Genomic DNA, 18,426 nt, shown 5'->3' on the forward strand with positions numbered 1-18,426 from the left:
CGGGGTCAGCCGCGGGTGGTCATGCGGTGCAGCTCGTCGATCAGAGCGTCGGCGAGCGTGACCAGTCCGGCGATCTCGCGGTCGTCTCTGTCGATCCAGCGGCACAGCGGCTCGTCGCCGACGGGAACGAAGTTGTCGTGCTGCTCCCACACGACGAGGGTGCGCTCGGCGCCGATGACGTACTGCTGCCACCAGATCTGACGGAGGTAGTTGCGCGGGACGCTGCGCCACGGCTTCGTCGTCGTCTTGATCTCGGCGAGGATGACGCTGCCCTGCGGTGTCACGGTGAGGCCGTCGGGGGTGGCCAGGTGGCGGTGCTCGACCTCGGCCCTGAACAGCGCGCTCGACGGCTGGATCCCGTGCGTCGCGGCCACCCAGCGGGCGATCTCCGGCTCGCGTGCCCTGCCGTGGTCGGTGTAGCGGTTGCCGCTGAAGCCGGTGCCGTTCAGCTTGGCCCAGGCGGCGCGTTCGATCGAGCGGGGCGTCGAGAGCGTGGCCACATCGGTCGCGGTGATCCCCCTCGAGCGGGCCCTCAGCCAGCCGACGCGGTCCGTCGAGTCGGCGATGATGCGGGAGGAGAGCTCGGGTGTCACCACCCCATTCTGCCGCGTTCCGCGGTCCGCGGGTGGAGCGCCGCACGGCGCGGGGGCCCGCTCGTGTCGTCGGCGGCGTGCCGTCGCGCGCGTGAGCTGCTCACTCGCCGGCGGCGCGGAGGATCGCCGACGGCGACAGCACGCGCTCCGCGGCGAGCAGGGCGGCCCCGACGAGCCCGGCCTCTGCACCTGCCGTCGAGGTCCTGAGCACGAGCTCGTCACCCGCCAGGGGGATGCTCCTCCCGGGGAGGACGTCGAGTATCCCGTGCAGGAGTGCGTTGTCCGCCCGCGCGATCGAGCCGCCGAGCACGACGGTGCGCGGGTTGAGCAGCCCGGTGACGGTGCCGAGCACCTCGCCGATCAGCCGGCCGGATGACCGGGTCTCTGCGACGGCGAGCGGGTGCCCGGCGGACAGGAGCGCGGCGACGTCCGCGGTTCCCGCCGCGGCGACGCCGCCGGCGCGTAGGCGCGCGGCGATCGCGGGTCCGGCCGCGAGTGCCTCCAGATCGCGGTCGTCGTCGGCAGCGCGGGCGAAGGAGGGGCTGTGGGGCACCCGCACGTGGCCGAGGTCCCCCGCCGACCCGCGTGCTCCGCGCTGCAGCCTGCCGCCGGCGATGATGCCGGCGCCGATGCCGGTCGAGACCTTGAGGAAGAACAGCTCGTCCCCGTCGTCGGCCGACCCCGCGCGCTCGGCGAGCGCGAGCAGGTTGACGTCGTTGTCGACGGAGACGGCGACGGCGGGACCGAGGCGGGCGGCGACGAGCGCCGGGATGTCGAGGTTGTGCCAGTGCGGCATCATCGGCGGTGCGACGGGGCGGCCGAGCGCATGCTCGACGGGCCCGGGGATGCCGATGCCGACCGCGGCGACGGGGGCGTCGTCCGCGGTGCGGAGCGCGTGGACGGCGTCGAGCGCCGCGTCGATCGCCGCAGCACCGCTGCCGTCGAGCTCGATCGCGACGGGGCGGCTGCGCAGCACGCGACCGGACAGGTCGGTGAGCGCGACGGCGGCGTGGCTCGCGCCGATGTCGACCGCCGCGATGAGCCGCGACTCCGGGTCGAAGGCGAGCCTGCCGGGGCGCCGTCCCCCGGAGGAGGCGGCCTCGCCCGCCGCGCGGACGAGGCCGATCCTGCGCAGCTGGTCGAGCCGGGCGTTGACGGTGGACCGCGCCAGCCCCGTGGCGGCGACGATCTCCGATCGGGTGCGGGGTGCGCCGTCCCTGAGCAGGCCGAGCACGTCGCTCGCCGTGGTGTCCCTGGGGGGCCGGGGTTCGCCTGCCATAGCCGTAGTCAACCACAGCGGTCCCGCCGTCGACGGACTTTTGTTTGACCGTCGTCAGAAGTCGCCGTACTGTGGAACTACCATCGCGCCCGCCGGTGGCGACACTCGACGAGGAGAACCGTGACCGAACCCATCGCTCCGATTTCCGCACTCTCCGTGCAGCTCTACTCGGTGAGGGATGCCCTCGCCGCCGACCGCGACGGGACACTTGCCGCCCTCGCCGGCATCGGCCTGACCAAGGCCGAGCCCTTCGGCTTCGCCGCCGCCGACACCGCCCTCGTCGCGGCGGCGCAGCGGGCGGGCCTCGCCACCCCCAGCGCCCACGGCAGCGTCGTCGACGTCGAGGACAGGGAGGCGCTCTTCGCCGCCGCGGCGGCGGCCGGCGTCGCCACCGTGGTGGAGCCGTTCCTCCCCCCGGAGCGCTGGACGGGGATCGACGACGTGGAAGCCATCGCGGCGGCGCTCAACCACGCCGCCGAGCAGGCGGCGGCCCACGGCGTCACCGTCGGGTACCACAACCACGCCTGGGAGCTGTCCACCGTCATCGACGGCGTGACGGCCCTGGAGGCGCTCGCCGCGCGCCTCGACGACCGGGTCGCGCTCGAGGTCGACACCTACTGGGCCGAGGTCGGCGGACGCTCCGCCGTCGAGCTGCTCACCGCGCTCGGTGACCGGGTCACCCACATCCACGTAAAGGACGGCGACCGGAGCGGTGACACCGCCCGGCAGCAGCCGGCCGGGTCCGGCGAGCTGCCCATCCGCGCGATCGTCGCCGCTGCTCCGCAGGCGGTGCCGGTCGTCGAGTTCGACGCCTACGGCGGCGACGTCCTCGACGGCATCGCCGCGAGCGTCGCCTTCCTGACCGGGGGCGAGCGATGAGCCCTGTCGGCGTCGGCATCATCGGCGCGGGGGTCATCAGCGCCACCTACCTGGAGAACCTCACCTCCTTCGCCGGGGTCGAGGTCCGGCGCATCGCCGACCTGGACGTCGACCGTGCCGCCGAGCGGGCCGCGGAGTTCGGCGTCGCCGCCTCGGGAACGGTCGACGAGCTGCTCGCCGACGACAGCGTCGACATCGTCGTCAACCTCACCATCCCCGCCGTGCACGCCGAGGTCGCCACCCGTATCGTCGACGCCGGCAAGCACGTGTGGGGCGAGAAGCCGCTCGCCCTCGACGTCGCCAGCGGCCGTGCGCTGCTCGACCACGCCGGATCGCTCGGGCGCCGGGTCGCCTCGGCACCTGACACGCTCCTCGGCGCGGGGCTCCAGACGGCTGCGCGCACCATCGCCTCCGGCGCCATCGGAACGCCGCTCGCGGCGACGGCCGTGTTCCAGGTCCCCGGTCCCGACGCGTGGCACCCGAACCCCGACTTCCTCTTCGCCAGGGGGGCCGGGCCGCTGTTCGACATGGGGCCGTACTACCTCAGCGCGCTCGTGACGAACCTCGGCCCCGTCGCCGAGGTCACCGCCGCGGGCGGAGCGGCCAGGCGGGAGCGCGTCATCGGCTCCGGCCCGCGCGCGGGCGAGACCTTCCCCGTCGAGGTCCCGACGACGGTCCAGGCGCTGCTGCGCTTCCGCTCCGGCGCGAGCGCCCAGCTGACGCTGTCCTTCGACACCCATCGCGCCCGCGCGGGTGTGCTCGAGATCATCGGCAGCGCCGGCACGCTCGTCCTGCCCGACCCCAACGGCTTCGACGGAGCGTCGACCCTGTTCGACGCCGACAACCCCGAGGGCAGGGAGATCCCCGCCGAGGGCCACACCGCCTCGCGGGGCACGGGTGTCGCCGAGCTTGCCGAGGCGATCGCGGAGGGGCGCCCCGAGCGGGCGTCGGGGGCGCTCGCCCTGCACGTGCTCGAGGTCATGGAGTCCATCGAGTCGGCGATCGCCTCAGGCGAGACGGTGCACATCGTCAGCACGGTCGAGGTCGCGCCACCGCTGGCCGCCGACTGGGACCCGGCGCGGGTGCTGGCGTGAGCGCGCTCAACGCCGCCTTCGTCGGCGGGGGCTTCATGGGCCGCGTCCACGCGCACGCCGTGCACGCGGCCGGCTCGCCGCTGCTCGGCGTCCTCACCCGCACGCCGGAGGGGTCGAGGAGGGCGTCGGCCGAGCTCGGCGCCACCGGGCACTACGAGGACCTCGACGCGCTCCTGGACGACCCCGAGGTCGACGTCGTGCACGTCCTCACCCCCAACGCGACCCACAGGCGGATCGCCGAGCGGGCGCTGGAGGCGGGAAAGCACGTCGTCTGCGAGAAGCCGCTGGCGACGTCCGTCGCCGACGCGCTGGCGATCGCCGGGCGCGCGGAGGCGGAGGGGCTGGTCGTGGCGGTTCCACACTTCTACCGCTTCCACCCGATGGTGCGCGAGGCGAGGGCTCGGGTGGCCTCCGGCGGCATCGGCCGGCTGCTGACCGTCTCCGCCGGGTACCTGCAGGACTGGCTGCTCGACGCCGGGGCGGACGACTGGCGCGTCGACGACGCGGCGGGAGGACCGTCGCGGGCCTTCGCCGACATCGGTTCGCACCTGGTCGACCTGGTCGAGTTCATCAGCGGCGACCGTGTCGCACGGCTGGTGGCGCGGACCTCGACGGCGCACGCCGACCGGGGGCGGGGCGAGGTGCGCACCGAGGACGCGGCCGCGCTGGTCATCGAGACCGTCGGCGGCGCCATCGGGACCCTGCTGGTGTCACAGGTCGCCGCGGGGCGCAAGAACGCGCTCACGCTCGAGCTGTCCGGCACCGACGCCGCCGTCGCCTTCGACCAGGAACGCCCCGACGAGATCTGGTGGGGGACGACGACCGAGAACAGCGTCGTACCCCGGGGCATCGCCGGCCTGAGCGCCGACGCCGCACGACTCAGCACGGTCCCGGCCGGGCACCCGATGGGCTACCAGGACGCGGCGAACGCCTTCGTCCGCGACAGCTACGCGCTCATGGCCGGCGGCACGCCCGACGGCGTCCCCACCGCAGCCGACGGGGTGCGCTCCGCGGTCATCATCGATGCCGTGCTGCGCTCGCACGCCGCCGGCACCTGGGTCGAGGCCGGCCCTGCTCCGGCCGCGACAGAAACGAATGGAGTGAACGCATGACCGCAGCATCCACGCACCCCGTCACCCTGTTCACCGGGCAGTGGGCCGACCTCCCGCTCGAGGAGGTCGCCCGGCTGGCGGCCGAGTGGGGCTACGACGGGCTCGAGCTCGCCGCCTCGGGCGACCACCTCGACCTCAAGCGCGCCGACGAGGACCCGGCCTACCTGCGCGGCAGGCGCGAGATCCTGGACCGGCACGGCCTGCGGCTGTTCGCCATCTCCAACCACCTCACCGGCCAGGCCGTGTGCGACGACCCGATCGACGCCAGGCACCGGGCCATCGTCCGGGACTACACCTGGGGCGACGGCGAACCGGAGGGCGTGCGCCGCCGCGCGGCCGAGGACATGAAGCGCGCCGCCAGGGTCGCCCGTGCACTCGACGTGGACACGGTCGTCGGCTTCACCGGGTCGAGCATCTGGCCGTACGTGGCGATGTTCCCTCCCGTGGGCCAGGACGTCATCGACCGCGGCTACGAGGACTTCGCGACGCGCTGGAACCCGATCCTCGACGTCTTCGACGGCGAGGGCGTGCGCTTCGCCCACGAGGTCCATCCCTCGGAGATCGCGTACGACTACTGGACGAGCGTTCGTGCGCTCGAGGCCGTCGAGCACCGCTCCGCCTTCGGCTTCAACTGGGACCCCAGTCACATGATGTGGCAGAACATCGACCCGGTCGGCTTCATCTGGGACTTCAAGGACCGGATCTACCACGTCGACTGCAAGGACACGCGCCTGCGCCCGTCGAACGGCAGGGCGGGCGTGCTCGGCTCCCATCTGGCGTGGGGCGACGTCCGCCGGGGCTGGGACTTCGTCTCGACCGGGCGCGGCGACGTCCCCTGGGAGGACGCCTTCCGAGCGCTCGAGGGCATCGGCTACGACGGTCCGATCTCGATCGAGTGGGAGGACGCGGGCATGGACCGGCTGCACGGGGCGAAGGAGGCGGTCGGCTTCGTCCGCTCGCTGCTGTGGCCGCGGCCGACGGCGTCCTTCGACGCGGCGTTCAGCACGCAGTAGCGCGGCGGGCCTCCGCCGGTCGACCGTCCTCGCGGGCCCCCGAACAGGGGTCCGTGAGGATTTGTCATATTCCGTGGTTTCTCACTAGGCTGATCCCGGACGTCGCCGAGCGGGTGCTTCTCGCGGCGCGTCGACCGGCCCGTGCGGATCCCTGGGGGGGGACCGGGTTCCGCACACACAGTGTGGGTGGCTCAACGTGGGGGCGTTGGGCCACCCGCAACCTCCGTGTCTCCGCGGTCACCGTTTCCCTCGCCCGGCGACTCCTGCGGTCCGCGTCCGCGCGCGCCGTGCCCGGCGGCTGCTGTGCTCACGCCTGCCCGGATGCTCAGATCCGCGTCGCGCTCGCCGCGAGCCGGGACAGCAGCTCGGTCAGGCGGGTGACGTCGGCGGCGCTCCAGTTGCCCATCTCGGTGCGCAGCCGGGCCGACTCGGCGCTCCTGGCCTCGTCGAGCATGGCGCGCCCGCGCGCGCTCGCGCTGAAGACGGCACCCCTGCCGTCCGAGGGGTTCGGGTGGCGTTCGATGAGGCCCGCCTCCACCAGTGTCTTCGCCGACCGGGACACCACGCTGCGGTCCAGGCTGAGCAGCTCCGCGAGGCTGCCCGCGCTGATCGGCTCGAGGCGCGCGATCTGCGTGAACAGGGTGAACGTGCCCCGCTGCATGTCGGGGGCGATTCGTTCGGCCCTGGCGTGGATGGTGCGCTTGGCCTCCGTCACGATGCCGAGCAGCGCGCTCTCCAGCGCGGTGATCTGCTCGGGGCTGGGGGCGGAGCTGGGACCGGGGCCGGCACCGTCCGGCAGGGGGGCGGGCCCCCTGCCGGAGGCGCCGGCGGCGGTCATCGCCCGCTCTCCCGCCCCGGCTCTGCCTCGCCGGCCGGTGCCGCGTGCCGCGCGCCGGGGGCTCGTTCCGCGCCGCCGTCGATCCGGGATGCCCCGTCCTCGGGGGAGAGGTCGTCCGCGACGACGGCGATCGAGCCGGTCGGGGTGACGCCGGCCGTGGCGATGGCGGCGTCGGCGACCTCGTCCCTCCGGTCCTGCGCCGTCTGGGTGCTGAGTGAGACGTTGGGCAGGAACACGATGGCGATGAGCGACACCAGTGCGAGCGGCGCGGCGGTGAGGAAGATCGAGGCGATGCCGTCCCCGTATGCCGACTCGATGATCTGCCTGACGCCGTCCGGCAGGCTGGACACCGCGGGGATGGTCCCGGAGGCGAGCGAGGCGGCGACCTTCTGGCCCTCCGCGCCGAGGGCGGCGAGGGCCTGCTGCAGCGCGGCCTGCTGCGCCGTCATCGACGCCGTGACCCGCTCGGCCAGCAGCGCGCCGAGCACCGCGACGCCCGCCGCGCCGCCGAGGCTGCGGAAGAAGGCGACGGAGGAGCTGGCGACGCCGAGCTGCTGCGGGTGCACGGTGTTCTGCACGACGAGCACCAGGTTCTGCATGACCATTCCGACGCCGGAGCCGAGGATGAGCATGAACAGTGCCACCTGCACGTAGGAGGTGTCGTAGTGGATGGTCCCCATCAGGGCGAGCCCCGCTGTCAGCAGGACCGCGCCGATCACCATGTAGCGCTTCCACGCGCCGTAGCGGGTGATGAGCGCGCCGACGATGGTGGAGGACAGCAGCAGTCCGACGATCATAGGCAGGGTGAGCAGGCCGGACTCGGTCGGTGTGGCGCCCCTGGCCAGCTGCATGTACTGGCCGAGGAACACGCTGGTGCCGAACATCGCGACGCCGACGGCGAGGCTGGCGATGACCGAAAGGGTGAAGGTGCGGTTGCGGAACAGGGTGAGCGGGATGATCGGGTCCGCGGCCCTGAACTCGACGACGATCGCCGCGGTCAGCAGCAGGACGCCGCCGCCGACCATCCAGAGGGTCGTCGTGCTCGCCCACTCGAACTGGCTGCCGGCCAGGCTCACCCAGATGAGCAGCAGCGAGACCGCGCCGGCGATGAGCGCGGCGCCGAGGTAGTCGATGCGGGCGCGCGTCGTGGTGCGGTGGGCGAGGTGCAGGGTGCGCTGGAGCAGGATGATCGCGACGACGGCGATCGGCAGGGCAACGAAGAAGTTCCAGCGCCAGCCGAAGCTGTCGGTGATGAGCCCGCCGGCGAGGGGGCCGCCGATGGTGCCGACGGCCATGACCGCACCGAACAGGCCCATGTACCTGCCGCGCTCGCGCGGGCTGATGATGTCGGCCATGATGATCTGGCTGAGCGCGGTGAGCCCTCCGGCGCCGAGTCCCTGCACGGTGCGGAACGCGATGAGCGTGGAGGTGTCCTGGCTGAACCCGGCCAGCGCTGAGCCGATGACGAAGATGCCGAGCGCCAGCTGGATGAGCAGCTTGCGGTCGAAGAGGTCGGCGAGTTTGCCCCAGATCGGGGTCGACACGGTCGTCGCGAGCAGGGTGGAGGTGACCACCCAGGTGAACGCCGTCTGGTTTCCGCCGAGCTCGGAGATGATCTTCGGCAGCGACGTCGACACGACGGTGCCGGCGAGGATCGAGACGAACATGCCGAGCAGGAGTCCGCTCAGCGACTGAAGTACCTGTTTGTGGGTCATCGCGGGCGCGGTGGGCGCGATGGATGTCATGGACTCTCCTTGTGGGGCTGGCTCATCCTGAGCTCGTCGTCGCGCCCGGATCTAGTTGATGAATGTCAACCATATGCCGATGATTGACTTTTATCAACCACCTCGCTGCTGCGCGTCCCCCGGCCCGCGCAGCCGGGGGAGCGGTCCGGCTCAGTGCCAGCTGGACCAGTCGCGTTTGGGGATCAGGCAGTGCACCCCGACGACCCCGTCGACCACCTGCGACACCTCGAAGTCGCCCGCGGCCGACAGATAGGCCAGCGCGGACTGGGGAGGCAGCTCGAAGCGCTCCGACAGAAAGCGGATCGCCTCCCGCACCGCCCGGCGCATCGCCTCGTCCAGGCTCGCCGCCATTCCGGTGGGGATCCAGTGCTCCGTCGTCTCCGCCAGCGGGGTGGTCAGGGCCCCGAACAGCCCCGTGCTCTCGTCGGCGGGGATGACGGTGAGCGTGAGGGTGGCGCGCAGCGACGCCTCCAAAGCGGTCAGCGCCACCTCGCCGTTGCCCTGCGCGAAGTGAGGGTCGCCCGCGTAGAAGAGTGCGCCATCGGCCCTGATCGGGAGGTACAGCGTGCTACCGGCGACGAGATGCTTGATGTCGATGTTCCCCCCGTGCGGCCCCGGGGGAACGGAGTGCACCGGGGCGTCGTCCTGGCCTGCGACGCCCATGAGCCCGAGGAACGGTGCCAGCTGGAACGACGCGGTCCTGCCTGCGCCGACGCTGAACCGGCCCCGCGCTCCGTCCCCAGAGTCCTCCACCCAGCAGAAGTGCGAGACACCCCCGCCCGGAAGCAGGTCCGGCGTCCACGGGTGCCTGTCGTCGAGCGGGTACTCGCCGGGGAGCGCGCCGAAGCCGTGCCGGTTGCTGATGAAGCCGTACGGCACGCGACGGTCGAGCGCGCGCACGTCGACCCGCAGGACGTCGCCCGGCCGCGCCCCGGTGACCGCGATCGGGCCGGTGACCACGTGCGGGCCGTCCTCGTCGCCGTTGGGGACCTCGCTCGCGGCGAGCTCCACCGCGTCCTCCAGGACGTCGCGGACGCCGTGTGTCCCGAGGAACGTCCGCGGGTCCCTCCCCTGATCGGCCAGGATCCCCTCGTGGGAGAGCGTGTCGAGGGTCACGGACTCCCCGGAGCCGATGGTCATGACCGGTGTGCTCGCCGCCGTCGGCAGCCAGCCCCAGCCGACCTCGTCCGGACGGCACGGCAGGTAGTTGTCCGCCCGGATCGGGCCACGTCCGGGGTCCAGGATCGCGCTCATCGTTCGCCCCCGTCGACCAGACCGACGATGAGGTCGATCTCCACCCGTGCGCCGACCGCCAGGCCGCGGACGCCGACGCAGGTCCGTGCCGGCCGCGGCTCGGCGAACCACCGACGATAGACCGTGTTGACGGCGTCGAAGTCATCGAAGTCCTCCAGGTACACCCGCACCATGAGCGCATCGTCGAGCCCCGCGCCGCAGGGGGCGAGGACGGCGGTGAGGTTGCGCAGGACCTGCTCCGTCTGCTCGGCGACGCCGCCTGCGACGACCTCGCCCGTGTCGGGCAGCGTGGGCATCTGCCCGGTCACAAACAGCAGGTCGCCCCAGCGCACCGCGTGGGAGAACGGCCCCACCCGGGCCGGGACGTCGGGGTGTCCCGTCAGGTCGAGCGCGGTCCTCGTCGTAATGCCCGCATCCGGTGCGGTCGTCGTGGCGTTCGTGGTCATGGTCCTCGTTCCTGTCGTCGTTGTCGTCGTCTGCCGCATGCGCGCACTCACACCTCGGCCGCGTTCATCGCGGTCATGAACGTCACCGCCTGCGGGGTGCTCGGATCGCCGATCACGCGCTCGGCCGGTCCAGTCTCGACCACGCGGCCCCCGGCCATGAACACGGCCGTGTCGGCGACCTGGCGCGCGAAGCGCAGCTGATGCGTGGCCAGCACCATGGTCAGTCCCTCGTCCCTGGCGAGGGAGGTGATCACCCTGAGCACCTCCGCGACCAACTCCGGATCCAGTGCGCTGGTTGGTTCGTCGAGGAGCAGCAGCCGCGGTCGGGCGGCGATGGCGCGTGCGATGGCGACGCGCTGCTGCTGGCCGCCCGACAGGCTCGCCGGGGCCGCGTCCGCGTACTCGCCCAGCCCGACCCTGCCCAACAGCTCGTGAGCGCGGGCGGCAGCGGCGTCCGCGGCCCAGCCGTGCACCCAGCGCAGCGGTCCCGCGACGTTCTCGGCAACGCTGAGATGGCTAAATAGCGCGAAGTTCTGGAACACCATCGAGACCCCCGCGTCGACGCGCTCGGCGGCCAGTCGCGACTCCGAGTGCCGGCGCCCGGTCGCTCCGATCCCCAGCTCGGCGCCGTTCACGGTGACGGTGCCGGAGTCGCGTGTCTCGAGCTGGTCGATGATGCGCAGCAGGGTGGACTTGCCCGACCCGCTCGGGCCGAGCAGGGCGACGACCTCGCCCGGTTGTGCCGCGAGGTCGACGCCGTCCAACACCGTGCGCTCGCCGTAGCGTTTGACGATCCCCGTCAGCGCCAGCGCTGCGCCGCGTGCCTCTGGCCGTCCGTCCTCAGCGGGCGCACCGCCGCGCATCTCGACGACTTCGACCGGTCCGGCGAGCTCTGGCGGCGTCCCGGGCCCCCGTCCTAGCCCCGCGGTGCTCGCGGCGGTCGTCTCCGCTCGCCCTCGCTTGCGCCGGGCTAGAGGACGCGAGCGCACGCCCGCGATGCGGACCGAGCGGCGTTCCACGAGCAGCTGCACCCCGGTGATCGCCCCGGTCAGGAGGAGGTAGAGCACGGCGGTGGCGACGTAGATCTCGAAGTAGTCGAAGGTCGAGCTCGCCAGTTGCTGGGTGCGCAGGGTGAGCTCGGGGACCGCGATGATCGACGCGAGTGCCGAGTTCTTCATCGTCGCCACTGCCTCGTTGCCGAGGGCGGGAACCATCTGGCGGAACGCCTGCGGCGCGGTGACCCGGCGCATGAGCGCGCCCGGACCGAGCCCGAGCGCCCGCCCCGCCGTGGTCTGCGCCTGGTCGACCCCTCGGATGCCCGAGCGGAAGATCTCGGAGAAAAAGGTCGCCTCGTTCAGTGCCAGCGCGAGCGAACCGGCCACGATCGGCGTGAGGACCACGCCGGCGTGCGGCAGCACGGTGAAGGTGAAGACCAGCTGCAGGATGAGCGGGGTGCCGCGGTACAGCGTGGTGTAGCAGCGCGCGATGACGGTCAGTGTTCGGAACCGGGTGAGCTGCATCGCCGCGAGTACCGCGCCGAGCGCCATACCGCCGAGGAACCCGAAGGCGGTGAGCTGGAGGGTCACCAGGAGCCCCTCGACGAGGTAGGGGAGCGTCAGGTAGTGCAGGAAGCCGGTGATGTCCATGGCGGTCTGCCTCAGCCGACGCTGAGGATGGTCGGCTCGGCGTCCTCGCTTGACTCGAGCTTCCACCGGGCGGCGAGCTCCTGCTGGATCCCCTCCGACTGGATCTGGGCGATGGCGGCGGCGACGGCATCACGGAAGGCATGCTCGCCCTGCGGGATGCCGATGCCGATCTCGTAGTCGAGCATGACCGTCTCCGCGGAGTCGAGGTCGTCGGGGTGCTCCGCGATGTAGCGCATCACGGTGTTGATGTCGTTCATGTAGCTGTCCGCCCGTCCCGAGAGGATGGCCTGCACGCAGTCGGCGCTGGAGTCGAACAGGCTCACGGTCGGCGCGTCCAACCCCGCGGCCTCACAATCGGGGCCGACGGCCTCAACGAGGGGGACCTCCACGTAGCCCTTGTTCAGCGCCACGGTCGTGCCGCAGAGCGACGTGTCGATACCGGTTAGCTTCTTCGGGTTGCCGGAGGCGACGAGGATGCCGTCGAAGACCTTCGAGTAGCTGACGAAGTCGACGCCGCCCGCGGCCCGTTCCTCGGTCGCGTAGAGGTTGGAGACGATCCAGTCGGCCTGGCCGCTGGAGACGGTGGGGATTAGCTCGGCGAATCCGACGGGGACGTAGTCGACGTTGAAGCCGAGGCATGCGCCGATGGCGTTGCCGAGGTCGATGTCGAAGCCCTCGTAGCTGTTCGGGTCGTCGGCGCTGATGGTCTCGTACCCGGGGGTGTGCGGGTTGAGGGCGTTGGTCTTGGTCTGGCCGACGAGGTCGGGGTTCTCCTCGCGGAGCTGGCTGCAGGTTTCGCCCGCGGCGAGTTCGGCCCACTCGTCCGTGGGCGATGCGGTCGGGGTCGTGGGGCTGCTGCAGGCGCTGAGCGCGAGGATCAGTGCGGAGCCGGTTGCGGCGATGCCGAGGGTGCGTGTGCGCGTCACGATGGTGTCCTTCGTTTGGGAGGGGCGGGGCGGGGTGAGCGCGTCCGGTCATGGAGCGGATGGACACGAGTTGGTCGATTGGTCCGACCAATTGACGTCAGGTTATGCGTGAAGAAAACGTCGTCGTCGTCGTTTCGATGACTTGTAATTGCGTCTTTACACAGGGGAAACACGCGCCGTCGTTCATGCGGTGTTTTGGTCCGACCAGAGCGGTCGGCGCTGCTAGCCTGAACGCACACACCGGAAGGAGGTGGCATGACCGCCCTGATCCCCCCGCTGCCGCGACGCACCGACAAGGAGTCCGTCGCCGTCACGGCCCACCTGGAACGCCTCATCGCGACCGGTGCCGTCGCCCCGGGGGAACGGCTGCCGGCAGAGCGTGCCCTGGCCGAGCAGCTATCCGTGTCGCGCACCACCCTGCGCGAGGCCATGCACGAGCTGGAGAACAGGCGGCTCATCGAACGGACGAGGGGGAGGGGCACCCGGGTGCGGGAGCTCGGCGACCGCGAGCGCGACCTCGACGCCCTCGTCGCCGCGGCAGGGCGGCACGACGACGTGGCCGAGCTCCGCTTCGCGGTGGAACCGCTTCTGGCCCGTCTCGCTGCCCAGCGCGCCACGAGCGCCTCCATCGTCGCGCTCGAGGAGCTCGTCGCCGCCTCAGGGGGGCCGATCACCGCGGCCCGTTCGCTCGAGCTGGACACCACCTTCCACCAGACGCTCGCGAGCGCCGCGGGGAACCCCCTGCTCAGCGAGCTGCAACGGCTCGTCGTGGACTGGACCACGCCGCTGCGCCGCGACTCCCACGCCCACCGGACCGGAAGGACCATGTCGGCCAGGGGGCATGAGGCGATCCTCGTCGCGGTACGCTCCGGCGACCCGGACGCCGCACAGCGGGCGATGGAGCGCCACCTCGTCGAGGTGGGCGAGGCCATCGCCACCGAGCGCGATCGCCGCGCGGGGAACGAGGCCGCTCGATGACCCGCCTCCGCCGCGACGTCACCGGCCTGCTGATCCTGACCTTCGCCACCGGACTGCTCGACGCGGTCAGCTACCTCGCTCTTGATCGGGTGTTCACCGGGAACATGACCGGCAACGTGCTCTTCGTCGGCTTCGCGCTCACCGGCGTCGACGACATCCCCCTGCTGAACAACCTCGTCGCCCTCGGCGGCTTCGTGCTCGGCTCGATCGTCAGCGGGCGCATCGTGCCGAGGGGCAGGGCGGACGACCTCGGCGGCCGGGCGCAGGCGACCCTGCTCGGCTGTGCGGCCGTGATCGGCGCCGTCGCGCTCGTCTGGCTGCTCGTCGGCACCGGCGTCCACGTCGTCGAGCTCGGCATGACCGGCGCGCTTGCCGCGGCGATGGGCGCGCAGGTGTCCGCCGTGAAGCCGCTGGGCAACAGCGACATCACCACGATCGTCGTGACGAACACGCTCGCCAACCTCGCCAGGGACGGCCGCCTCGCCGGAGGGCGCGGTCAGGCCTGGGTGCAGCGCGGCGCGGCCGTGCTCAGCATGGGGGCGGGGGCTGCGGCCGGCTCGGTGCTGCTCACGGCGGGCGGAGGACCGCTCGCCGTCGGGGTCGCCTGCCTGCTCGTCGCCCTCGTCGTCCCGCTGCTGCGCCTGCGCCCCGGCACGGTGTGACCCGGCGAACGCACTAGGCTCGCTCCGGGCCGCGAGGTGCGCGGCGGAGGGAGGCCCGAGCGGTGTCAGGCGGTACGCGCCCCGGCGCGGGGACCCGGATCGACGGGCCACGCCCCGACGGCGGCGCGCAGGGGATCGGCGGGACGCAGCGGCGCGTGCTCACCGCCAGGCACGTGCGATTCATGGCGCTCGGCGCCGCGGTCGGCACCGGGCTCTTCTACGGCTCGGCTCAGGCCATCCAGACGGCGGGGCCCGCGGTCCTGCTCGCCTACCTCATCGGCGGTGCGGCGGTGTTCGTGATCATGCGGGCCCTCGGCGAGATGGCCGTCAGGCACCCGGTGTCGGGCTCGTTCGGCCAGTACGCGGCCCGCTACCTCGGCCCCCTCGCCGGCTTCACCACGGGCTGGACCTATACCTTCGAGATGATCGTCGTCGCCATCGCTGACGTCACCGCCTTCGGCGTCTACATGGGGTTCTGGTTCCCCGACGTGGCGCGCTGGGTGTGGATCGTCGCGGCGATCCTGCTGCTGGGCGCGCTCAACCTCGTGACCGCCCGGGTGTTCGGCGAGCTGGAGTTCTGGTTCGCGCTGGTGAAGGTCGCCGCGATCGTCGCGATGATCGTCGGAGGAGCCGCGATCGTCGTCTTCGGCTTCGCCACCGCCTCTCCGGGAGCCGCCGGGCTGGACACCCTGCTGGGCAGCGGCGGCTTCGCCCCGCACGGCGTGCTCGGCGTCGTCGCGAGCTTCGCGATCGTCATGTTCGCGTTCGGGGGCATCGAGGTGATCGGCATCACCGCGGGGGAGTCGGAGGACCCCCGCCGGGTGATCCCGCGCGCGATCAACACCGTGCCCGTCCGAATCCTGCTGTTCTACGTGCTCACGCTCGCCGTCATCATGATGATCGTGCCCTGGGACCGGATCGGGGTCGGCGAGAGCCCCTTCGTCACGATCTTCAGCGAGCTCGGCATCCCCGCGGCGGCGCACATCCTCAACGCGGTCGTCATCACGGCGGCGCTCTCCGCGATCAACTCGGACATCTTCGGGGCGGGGCGCATGATGTTCGGCCTCGCCGCGCAGGGCCACGCGCCGCGCGCGTTCATGCGGCTGAGCCGTTCGGGGGTGCCGTGGCTGACCGTCGGCGTGATGATGTCGGCGCTCGCCGTCGGCGCCCTCGTCAACGCGCTGCTGCCGGAGGACGTCTTCGCCGTGGTCGCCTCGATCGCGACCTTCGCGACCGTGTGGACGTGGGTGATGATCCTGCTCACCCACGCCGCCATGCGCCGGGAGCTGCGTCGGGCCGGGGCACCCGCTCCCGCGTTCGCCGTCCCCGGGTGGCCGTGGCTGCCCGCGCTGACGCTTGCCTTCGTGCTCGGCGTGCTCGTCGTGATCGCGGTGCTCCCTGAGACGCGGATCGCGCTCGTCGTCGGGGTCTCGTGGCTGCTCGGCCTGCTGCTCGCCTACCGGTTCCTGGTCCGGCCCGAGGGCAAAACCCGGCCGGTGCTCCCTACCGGTGACGGCCAGGACGACGCCGATGCGGACAACGGCAACGGCAACGGCAACGGCAATGGCAACGGCAACGGCGGCGGGAGTGCTGACGCGGTCGCACCCGCTCCCTGACAACCGCAACGGCGGCCGCGGCGATGCGCCGCGACCGCCGTCCAGCCCCGGGTGCCCCCGTCAGGCCGCGGTGATGTCCTGCACGTGACCGCCCGCGAGCCGCAGCCGGCGCTGAGCCCGCCGGGCGACCGCGGAGTCGTGGGTGACCAGGATCATCGTCAGACCCCGGTCCTTCCACTGCGACTCCAGCAACGCCATGATCTCGTCGCGCGTGTGCTCGTCCAGGTTGCCCGTCGGCTCGTCCGCCAGCAGCACGGTCGGACGCTTGACCAGCGCGCGCGCGATCGCGACGCGCTGCTGCTGTCCGCCGGAGAGCTCCGAGGGCAGGTGGTCGGTGCGCTCGCCCAGCCCGACCGACTCCAGCGCCTCGCGGGCACGCTGCCGACGCTCGTCGGCCGCCACATGCTGCGGCACGAGGGCGGTCTCGACGTTCTCCTGCGCGGTGAGCGTGGGAATCAGGTTGAATCCCTGGAACACGAAGCCGATGTCGTCGGCACGCAGCCGGCCCAGCTCCCGCTCCTTGAGCGTGGCGATGTCCGTGCCGCCGAGGCTCAGCGAACCGCTCGTCGGCCGGTCCAGCGCGCCCAGCAGCTGCAGCAGGGTCGACTTGCCTCCGCCGGTCGGACCCTGGATGCTGACGAACTCGCCGTCGGGGATGGTGATGCTGACGGAGTCGAGCGCGGTGACCCGCGCCTGTCGCTTGCCGGTGTATGTCTTCGTCAGGTCGGTGAGGGTGTACATGGTGTCTCGTTTCTCTGGGGGAGTCGGATGCGTGCCGGGTCAGGAGAGGGAGCCGAGCGCCGCCGCGGGCCGGAGCTTCGCGGCACGCCAGCCGCCGATCGCGCCGGCGAGCAGGCCACCCGCGACCGCCACCGCGATGGCGATGAGGATGACGCTGGGCGTGAACGGTGCGGTCAGGGTGACGGCGGTGTCCGCCGTCTGGCCCATGCCTGCGCCTCCGAATCCGCCGCCACCGCCGGGGCCGCCCTGCATCATTCCGCCCGCGTTCTCGGTGGTGCTGCTTCCGCCGACGCTCGGGGCGATCGCCGTCACCGTGAGCATCGCGGCGGCACCGATGATGAGGCCGATCACGGCTCCCAGGAGCGACTGCACCAGCGACTCACCGGCGACCTGCCCGACGATGCGTCGGTTCGACCAGCCGATCGCCTTGAGCGTTCCGAACTCACGCGTGCGACGGGTGACCCCTGACACGGTGAACAGGATCGCCAGGATGAACGCGGCGGCCAGCACGATGACGCTCAGCCAGGTACCCAGGCTGGTGACGAGCGCGCTCGCCGAGCTCAGCGACCCCGAGACGGAGCTGGCGAGCTCCTCCTGCGTGTTGACCGTGGTGTCGGGCAGGGCCTCGCCGATGTCGTCGGCGACCTGCGTGATCGCGGAGGAGCTGGCGGCCTGCACCTGGATGGTGGAGATCTGCTCGTCGAGCCCGGAGATCGTCTGGGCGGTGTCCAGCGGGAGGTACACGTTCGCGGCCGACTCGTCTGTCCCGGTCGAGGTCACCGTGCCGACCACGCTCACCTCGGTGTCGCCGACCGTCAGGGTGTCGCCGACGGCGATCTCCGCGGTGGTGGCGTAGTCGCTGTCGACGACCGCGGTGTTCTGGCCCGCGTCGTCAGCGGTGAGCAGGCGACCGTCGGCGAGGGTGACGGAGCTGAGCGGTCCGATGTCACTGACCGACGGGTCGACGCCGAGCACGGTGAACGAGTCGACGGAGAAGCTGCTGCCGCCCGCGCCGTCGGGTCCGCCCTGGGGAGGGGTTCCGCCGCCCTGGCCCTCGGCGCTGCCCTGCTCCTGCTGGTCCTCGCTCATCTGGGGGATCTCGCCGTCGAAGCTGGTGTTCGTCAGGGCGAGGGTCGCCGTCGCCGAGGAGACGTTGTCGACCCCGAGCACGGTGGTCAGCGCGTCGGCGCTGAACGTCTCGGTGCCGCGGTCGGCACTGAGCATCGACTGGCTGAGGCTGGTGGTTCCGTCGCTCTCCTCGCCGTCGTTCGCGCCGAAGTCGAACTGGGCGCCGCCCGGCCCTCCGCCGCCCTCACCCTCCTGCCCCTCCTCGGGGGCTGCAGGTGTGGTCGTGACGGTGATGTCGGTTCCGACGCCGTAGACGGATTCGAGCGCTTCGGCCTGCGCGGCGCGCACGCCGGCGGTCAGGGAGGTGACGAGCATGACGAGGGCGACCGCGAGGGCCATCCCCGCGGCGATGATGATCGTGTTCTTGCGCCGGCCGAGGAGTTCGCGGCGGAGATAACTTCCGAACATGGGGTTCTTTCTGCTGGGGGCGGCCGGGGTGCCGCGCGCTGTCACGCTAGGCAGCGGGGCTATGCCGC

The 18,426-nt window shown here is 72.0% G+C and carries 17 protein-coding genes; 7 read left to right on the forward strand and 10 right to left on the reverse strand.

The window, feature by feature from the left end; genetic code table 11:
- Positions 1 to 5: 5 nt before the first annotated feature.
- Positions 6 to 593, reverse strand: coding sequence for a YqaJ viral recombinase family protein (locus FM119_RS09990; protein ID WP_087137771.1), 588 nt, complete (start codon positions 591 to 593; stop codon positions 6 to 8).
- Between the two features lie 100 nt (positions 594 to 693).
- Positions 694 to 1,872, reverse strand: coding sequence for an ROK family transcriptional regulator (locus tag FM119_RS09995; RefSeq protein WP_087137679.1), 1,179 nt, complete (start codon positions 1,870 to 1,872; stop codon positions 694 to 696).
- A 120-nt stretch (positions 1,873 to 1,992) separates the two neighbouring features.
- On the opposite strand from FM119_RS09995, the gene FM119_RS10000 reads away from it, so the two are divergent.
- The 4 genes from FM119_RS10000 to FM119_RS10015 are packed head-to-tail and all read left to right on the forward strand — an operon-like array spanning position 1,993 to position 5,970.
- A complete protein-coding gene (locus tag FM119_RS10000; RefSeq protein WP_245827428.1) occupies positions 1,993 to 2,751 on the forward strand; it encodes a sugar phosphate isomerase/epimerase family protein in 759 nt (252 codons plus the stop codon).
- Positions 2,748 to 3,845, forward strand: a complete 1,098-nt coding sequence (locus tag FM119_RS10005; protein ID WP_087137681.1) for a Gfo/Idh/MocA family protein — start codon at positions 2,748 to 2,750, stop codon at positions 3,843 to 3,845. Before FM119_RS10000 ends, FM119_RS10005 begins: the two co-directional genes overlap by 4 nt.
- A complete protein-coding gene (locus tag FM119_RS10010; protein ID WP_245827430.1) occupies positions 3,842 to 4,957 on the forward strand; it encodes a Gfo/Idh/MocA family protein in 1,116 nt (371 codons plus the stop codon). The genes FM119_RS10005 and FM119_RS10010 overlap by 4 nt, the downstream gene beginning before the upstream one ends.
- Complete coding sequence (locus FM119_RS10015; protein WP_087137683.1) at positions 4,954 to 5,970, forward strand: sugar phosphate isomerase/epimerase family protein; 1,017 nt, start codon at positions 4,954 to 4,956, stop codon at positions 5,968 to 5,970. The genes FM119_RS10010 and FM119_RS10015 overlap by 4 nt, the downstream gene beginning before the upstream one ends.
- Positions 5,971 to 6,295: 325 nt before the next feature.
- Here FM119_RS10015 and FM119_RS10020 read toward each other — a convergent pair whose 3' ends face one another.
- The 6 genes from FM119_RS10020 to FM119_RS10045 all read right to left on the reverse strand — a co-directional run bounded on the left by FM119_RS10020 (position 6,296) and on the right by FM119_RS10045 (position 12,825).
- A complete protein-coding gene (locus FM119_RS10020; protein WP_087137685.1) occupies positions 6,296 to 6,808 on the reverse strand; it encodes a MarR family winged helix-turn-helix transcriptional regulator in 513 nt (170 codons plus the stop codon).
- Positions 6,805 to 8,553, reverse strand: coding sequence for an MDR family MFS transporter (locus tag FM119_RS10025; protein ID WP_245827431.1), 1,749 nt, complete (start codon positions 8,551 to 8,553; stop codon positions 6,805 to 6,807). The genes FM119_RS10020 and FM119_RS10025 overlap by 4 nt, the downstream gene beginning before the upstream one ends.
- Before the next feature lie 150 nt (positions 8,554 to 8,703).
- Positions 8,704 to 9,807, reverse strand: coding sequence for an acetamidase/formamidase family protein (locus FM119_RS10030; RefSeq protein ID WP_087137687.1), 1,104 nt, complete (start codon positions 9,805 to 9,807; stop codon positions 8,704 to 8,706).
- Positions 9,804 to 10,253, reverse strand: coding sequence for a RidA family protein (locus FM119_RS10035; protein ID WP_087137688.1), 450 nt, complete (start codon positions 10,251 to 10,253; stop codon positions 9,804 to 9,806). Before FM119_RS10035 ends, FM119_RS10030 begins: the two co-directional genes overlap by 4 nt.
- Before the next feature lie 47 nt (positions 10,254 to 10,300).
- On the reverse strand, positions 10,301 to 11,899 hold the full coding sequence (locus tag FM119_RS10040; protein ID WP_087137690.1) for an amino acid ABC transporter permease/ATP-binding protein: 1,599 nt from the start codon (positions 11,897 to 11,899) through the stop codon (positions 10,301 to 10,303).
- Between the two features lie 11 nt (positions 11,900 to 11,910).
- Positions 11,911 to 12,825 carry an ABC transporter substrate-binding protein gene (locus FM119_RS10045; RefSeq protein WP_218778765.1) on the reverse strand — a complete coding sequence of 305 codons (915 nt, stop codon included), beginning with the start codon at positions 12,823 to 12,825 and terminating at the stop codon, positions 11,911 to 11,913.
- 255 nt (positions 12,826 to 13,080) lie between these two features.
- Between FM119_RS10045 and FM119_RS10050 the strand changes: the two genes are divergently transcribed.
- The 3 genes from FM119_RS10050 to FM119_RS10060 all read left to right on the forward strand — a co-directional run bounded on the left by FM119_RS10050 (position 13,081) and on the right by FM119_RS10060 (position 16,081).
- Positions 13,081 to 13,803 (forward strand): FadR/GntR family transcriptional regulator, encoded by a 723-nt coding sequence (locus FM119_RS10050; RefSeq protein WP_087137694.1) that lies wholly within the window; start codon positions 13,081 to 13,083, stop codon positions 13,801 to 13,803.
- The gene (locus FM119_RS10055) at positions 13,800 to 14,465 is read left to right on the forward strand and encodes a YoaK family protein (protein WP_087137696.1); all 666 of its coding nucleotides are present in this window, start codon (positions 13,800 to 13,802) and stop codon (positions 14,463 to 14,465) included. Before FM119_RS10050 ends, FM119_RS10055 begins: the two co-directional genes overlap by 4 nt.
- A gap of 98 nt (positions 14,466 to 14,563) precedes the next feature.
- The gene (locus tag FM119_RS10060; protein WP_420845587.1) at positions 14,564 to 16,081 is read left to right on the forward strand and encodes an amino acid permease; all 1,518 of its coding nucleotides are present in this window, start codon (positions 14,564 to 14,566) and stop codon (positions 16,079 to 16,081) included.
- Positions 16,082 to 16,141: 60 nt separating this feature from the next.
- Here FM119_RS10060 and FM119_RS10065 read toward each other — a convergent pair whose 3' ends face one another.
- Positions 16,142 to 16,822 carry an ABC transporter ATP-binding protein gene (locus tag FM119_RS10065; protein ID WP_087137698.1) on the reverse strand — a complete coding sequence of 227 codons (681 nt, stop codon included), beginning with the start codon at positions 16,820 to 16,822 and terminating at the stop codon, positions 16,142 to 16,144.
- A 39-nt stretch (positions 16,823 to 16,861) separates the two neighbouring features.
- Positions 16,862 to 18,358 carry an ABC transporter permease gene (locus tag FM119_RS10070; protein ID WP_087137700.1) on the reverse strand — a complete coding sequence of 499 codons (1,497 nt, stop codon included), beginning with the start codon at positions 18,356 to 18,358 and terminating at the stop codon, positions 16,862 to 16,864.
- Between the last annotated feature and the right edge of the window lie 68 nt (positions 18,359 to 18,426).

It is taken from the genome of Mycetocola reblochoni REB411, from assembly GCF_900163835.1.
Lineage (GTDB): Bacteria > Actinomycetota > Actinomycetes > Actinomycetales > Microbacteriaceae > Mycetocola_B > Mycetocola_B reblochoni.

Excerpts from the sequence above, each read along its gene's own strand:
- FM119_RS09995 (WP_087137679.1), bottom strand. The coding sequence starts at position 1,872 with ATGGCAGGCGAACCCCGGCCCCCCAGGGACACCACGGCGAGCGACGTG.
- FM119_RS10005 (WP_087137681.1), top strand. The coding sequence starts at position 2,748 with ATGAGCCCTGTCGGCGTCGGCATCATCGGCGCGGGGGTCATCAGCGCC.
- FM119_RS10015 (WP_087137683.1), top strand. The coding sequence starts at position 4,954 with ATGACCGCAGCATCCACGCACCCCGTCACCCTGTTCACCGGGCAGTGG.
- FM119_RS10020 (WP_087137685.1), bottom strand. The coding sequence starts at position 6,808 with ATGACCGCCGCCGGCGCCTCCGGCAGGGGGCCCGCCCCCCTGCCGGAC.
- FM119_RS10025 (WP_245827431.1), bottom strand. The coding sequence starts at position 8,553 with ATGACATCCATCGCGCCCACCGCGCCCGCGATGACCCACAAACAGGTA.
- FM119_RS10030 (WP_087137687.1), bottom strand. The coding sequence starts at position 9,807 with ATGAGCGCGATCCTGGACCCCGGACGTGGCCCGATCCGGGCGGACAAC.
- FM119_RS10035 (WP_087137688.1), bottom strand. The coding sequence starts at position 10,253 with ATGACCACGAACGCCACGACGACCGCACCGGATGCGGGCATTACGACG.
- FM119_RS10040 (WP_087137690.1), bottom strand. The coding sequence starts at position 11,899 with ATGGACATCACCGGCTTCCTGCACTACCTGACGCTCCCCTACCTCGTC.
- FM119_RS10050 (WP_087137694.1), top strand. The coding sequence starts at position 13,081 with ATGACCGCCCTGATCCCCCCGCTGCCGCGACGCACCGACAAGGAGTCC.
- FM119_RS10055 (WP_087137696.1), top strand. The coding sequence starts at position 13,800 with ATGACCCGCCTCCGCCGCGACGTCACCGGCCTGCTGATCCTGACCTTC.
- FM119_RS10065 (WP_087137698.1), bottom strand. The coding sequence starts at position 16,822 with ATGTACACCCTCACCGACCTGACGAAGACATACACCGGCAAGCGACAG.
- FM119_RS10070 (WP_087137700.1), bottom strand. The coding sequence starts at position 18,358 with ATGTTCGGAAGTTATCTCCGCCGCGAACTCCTCGGCCGGCGCAAGAAC.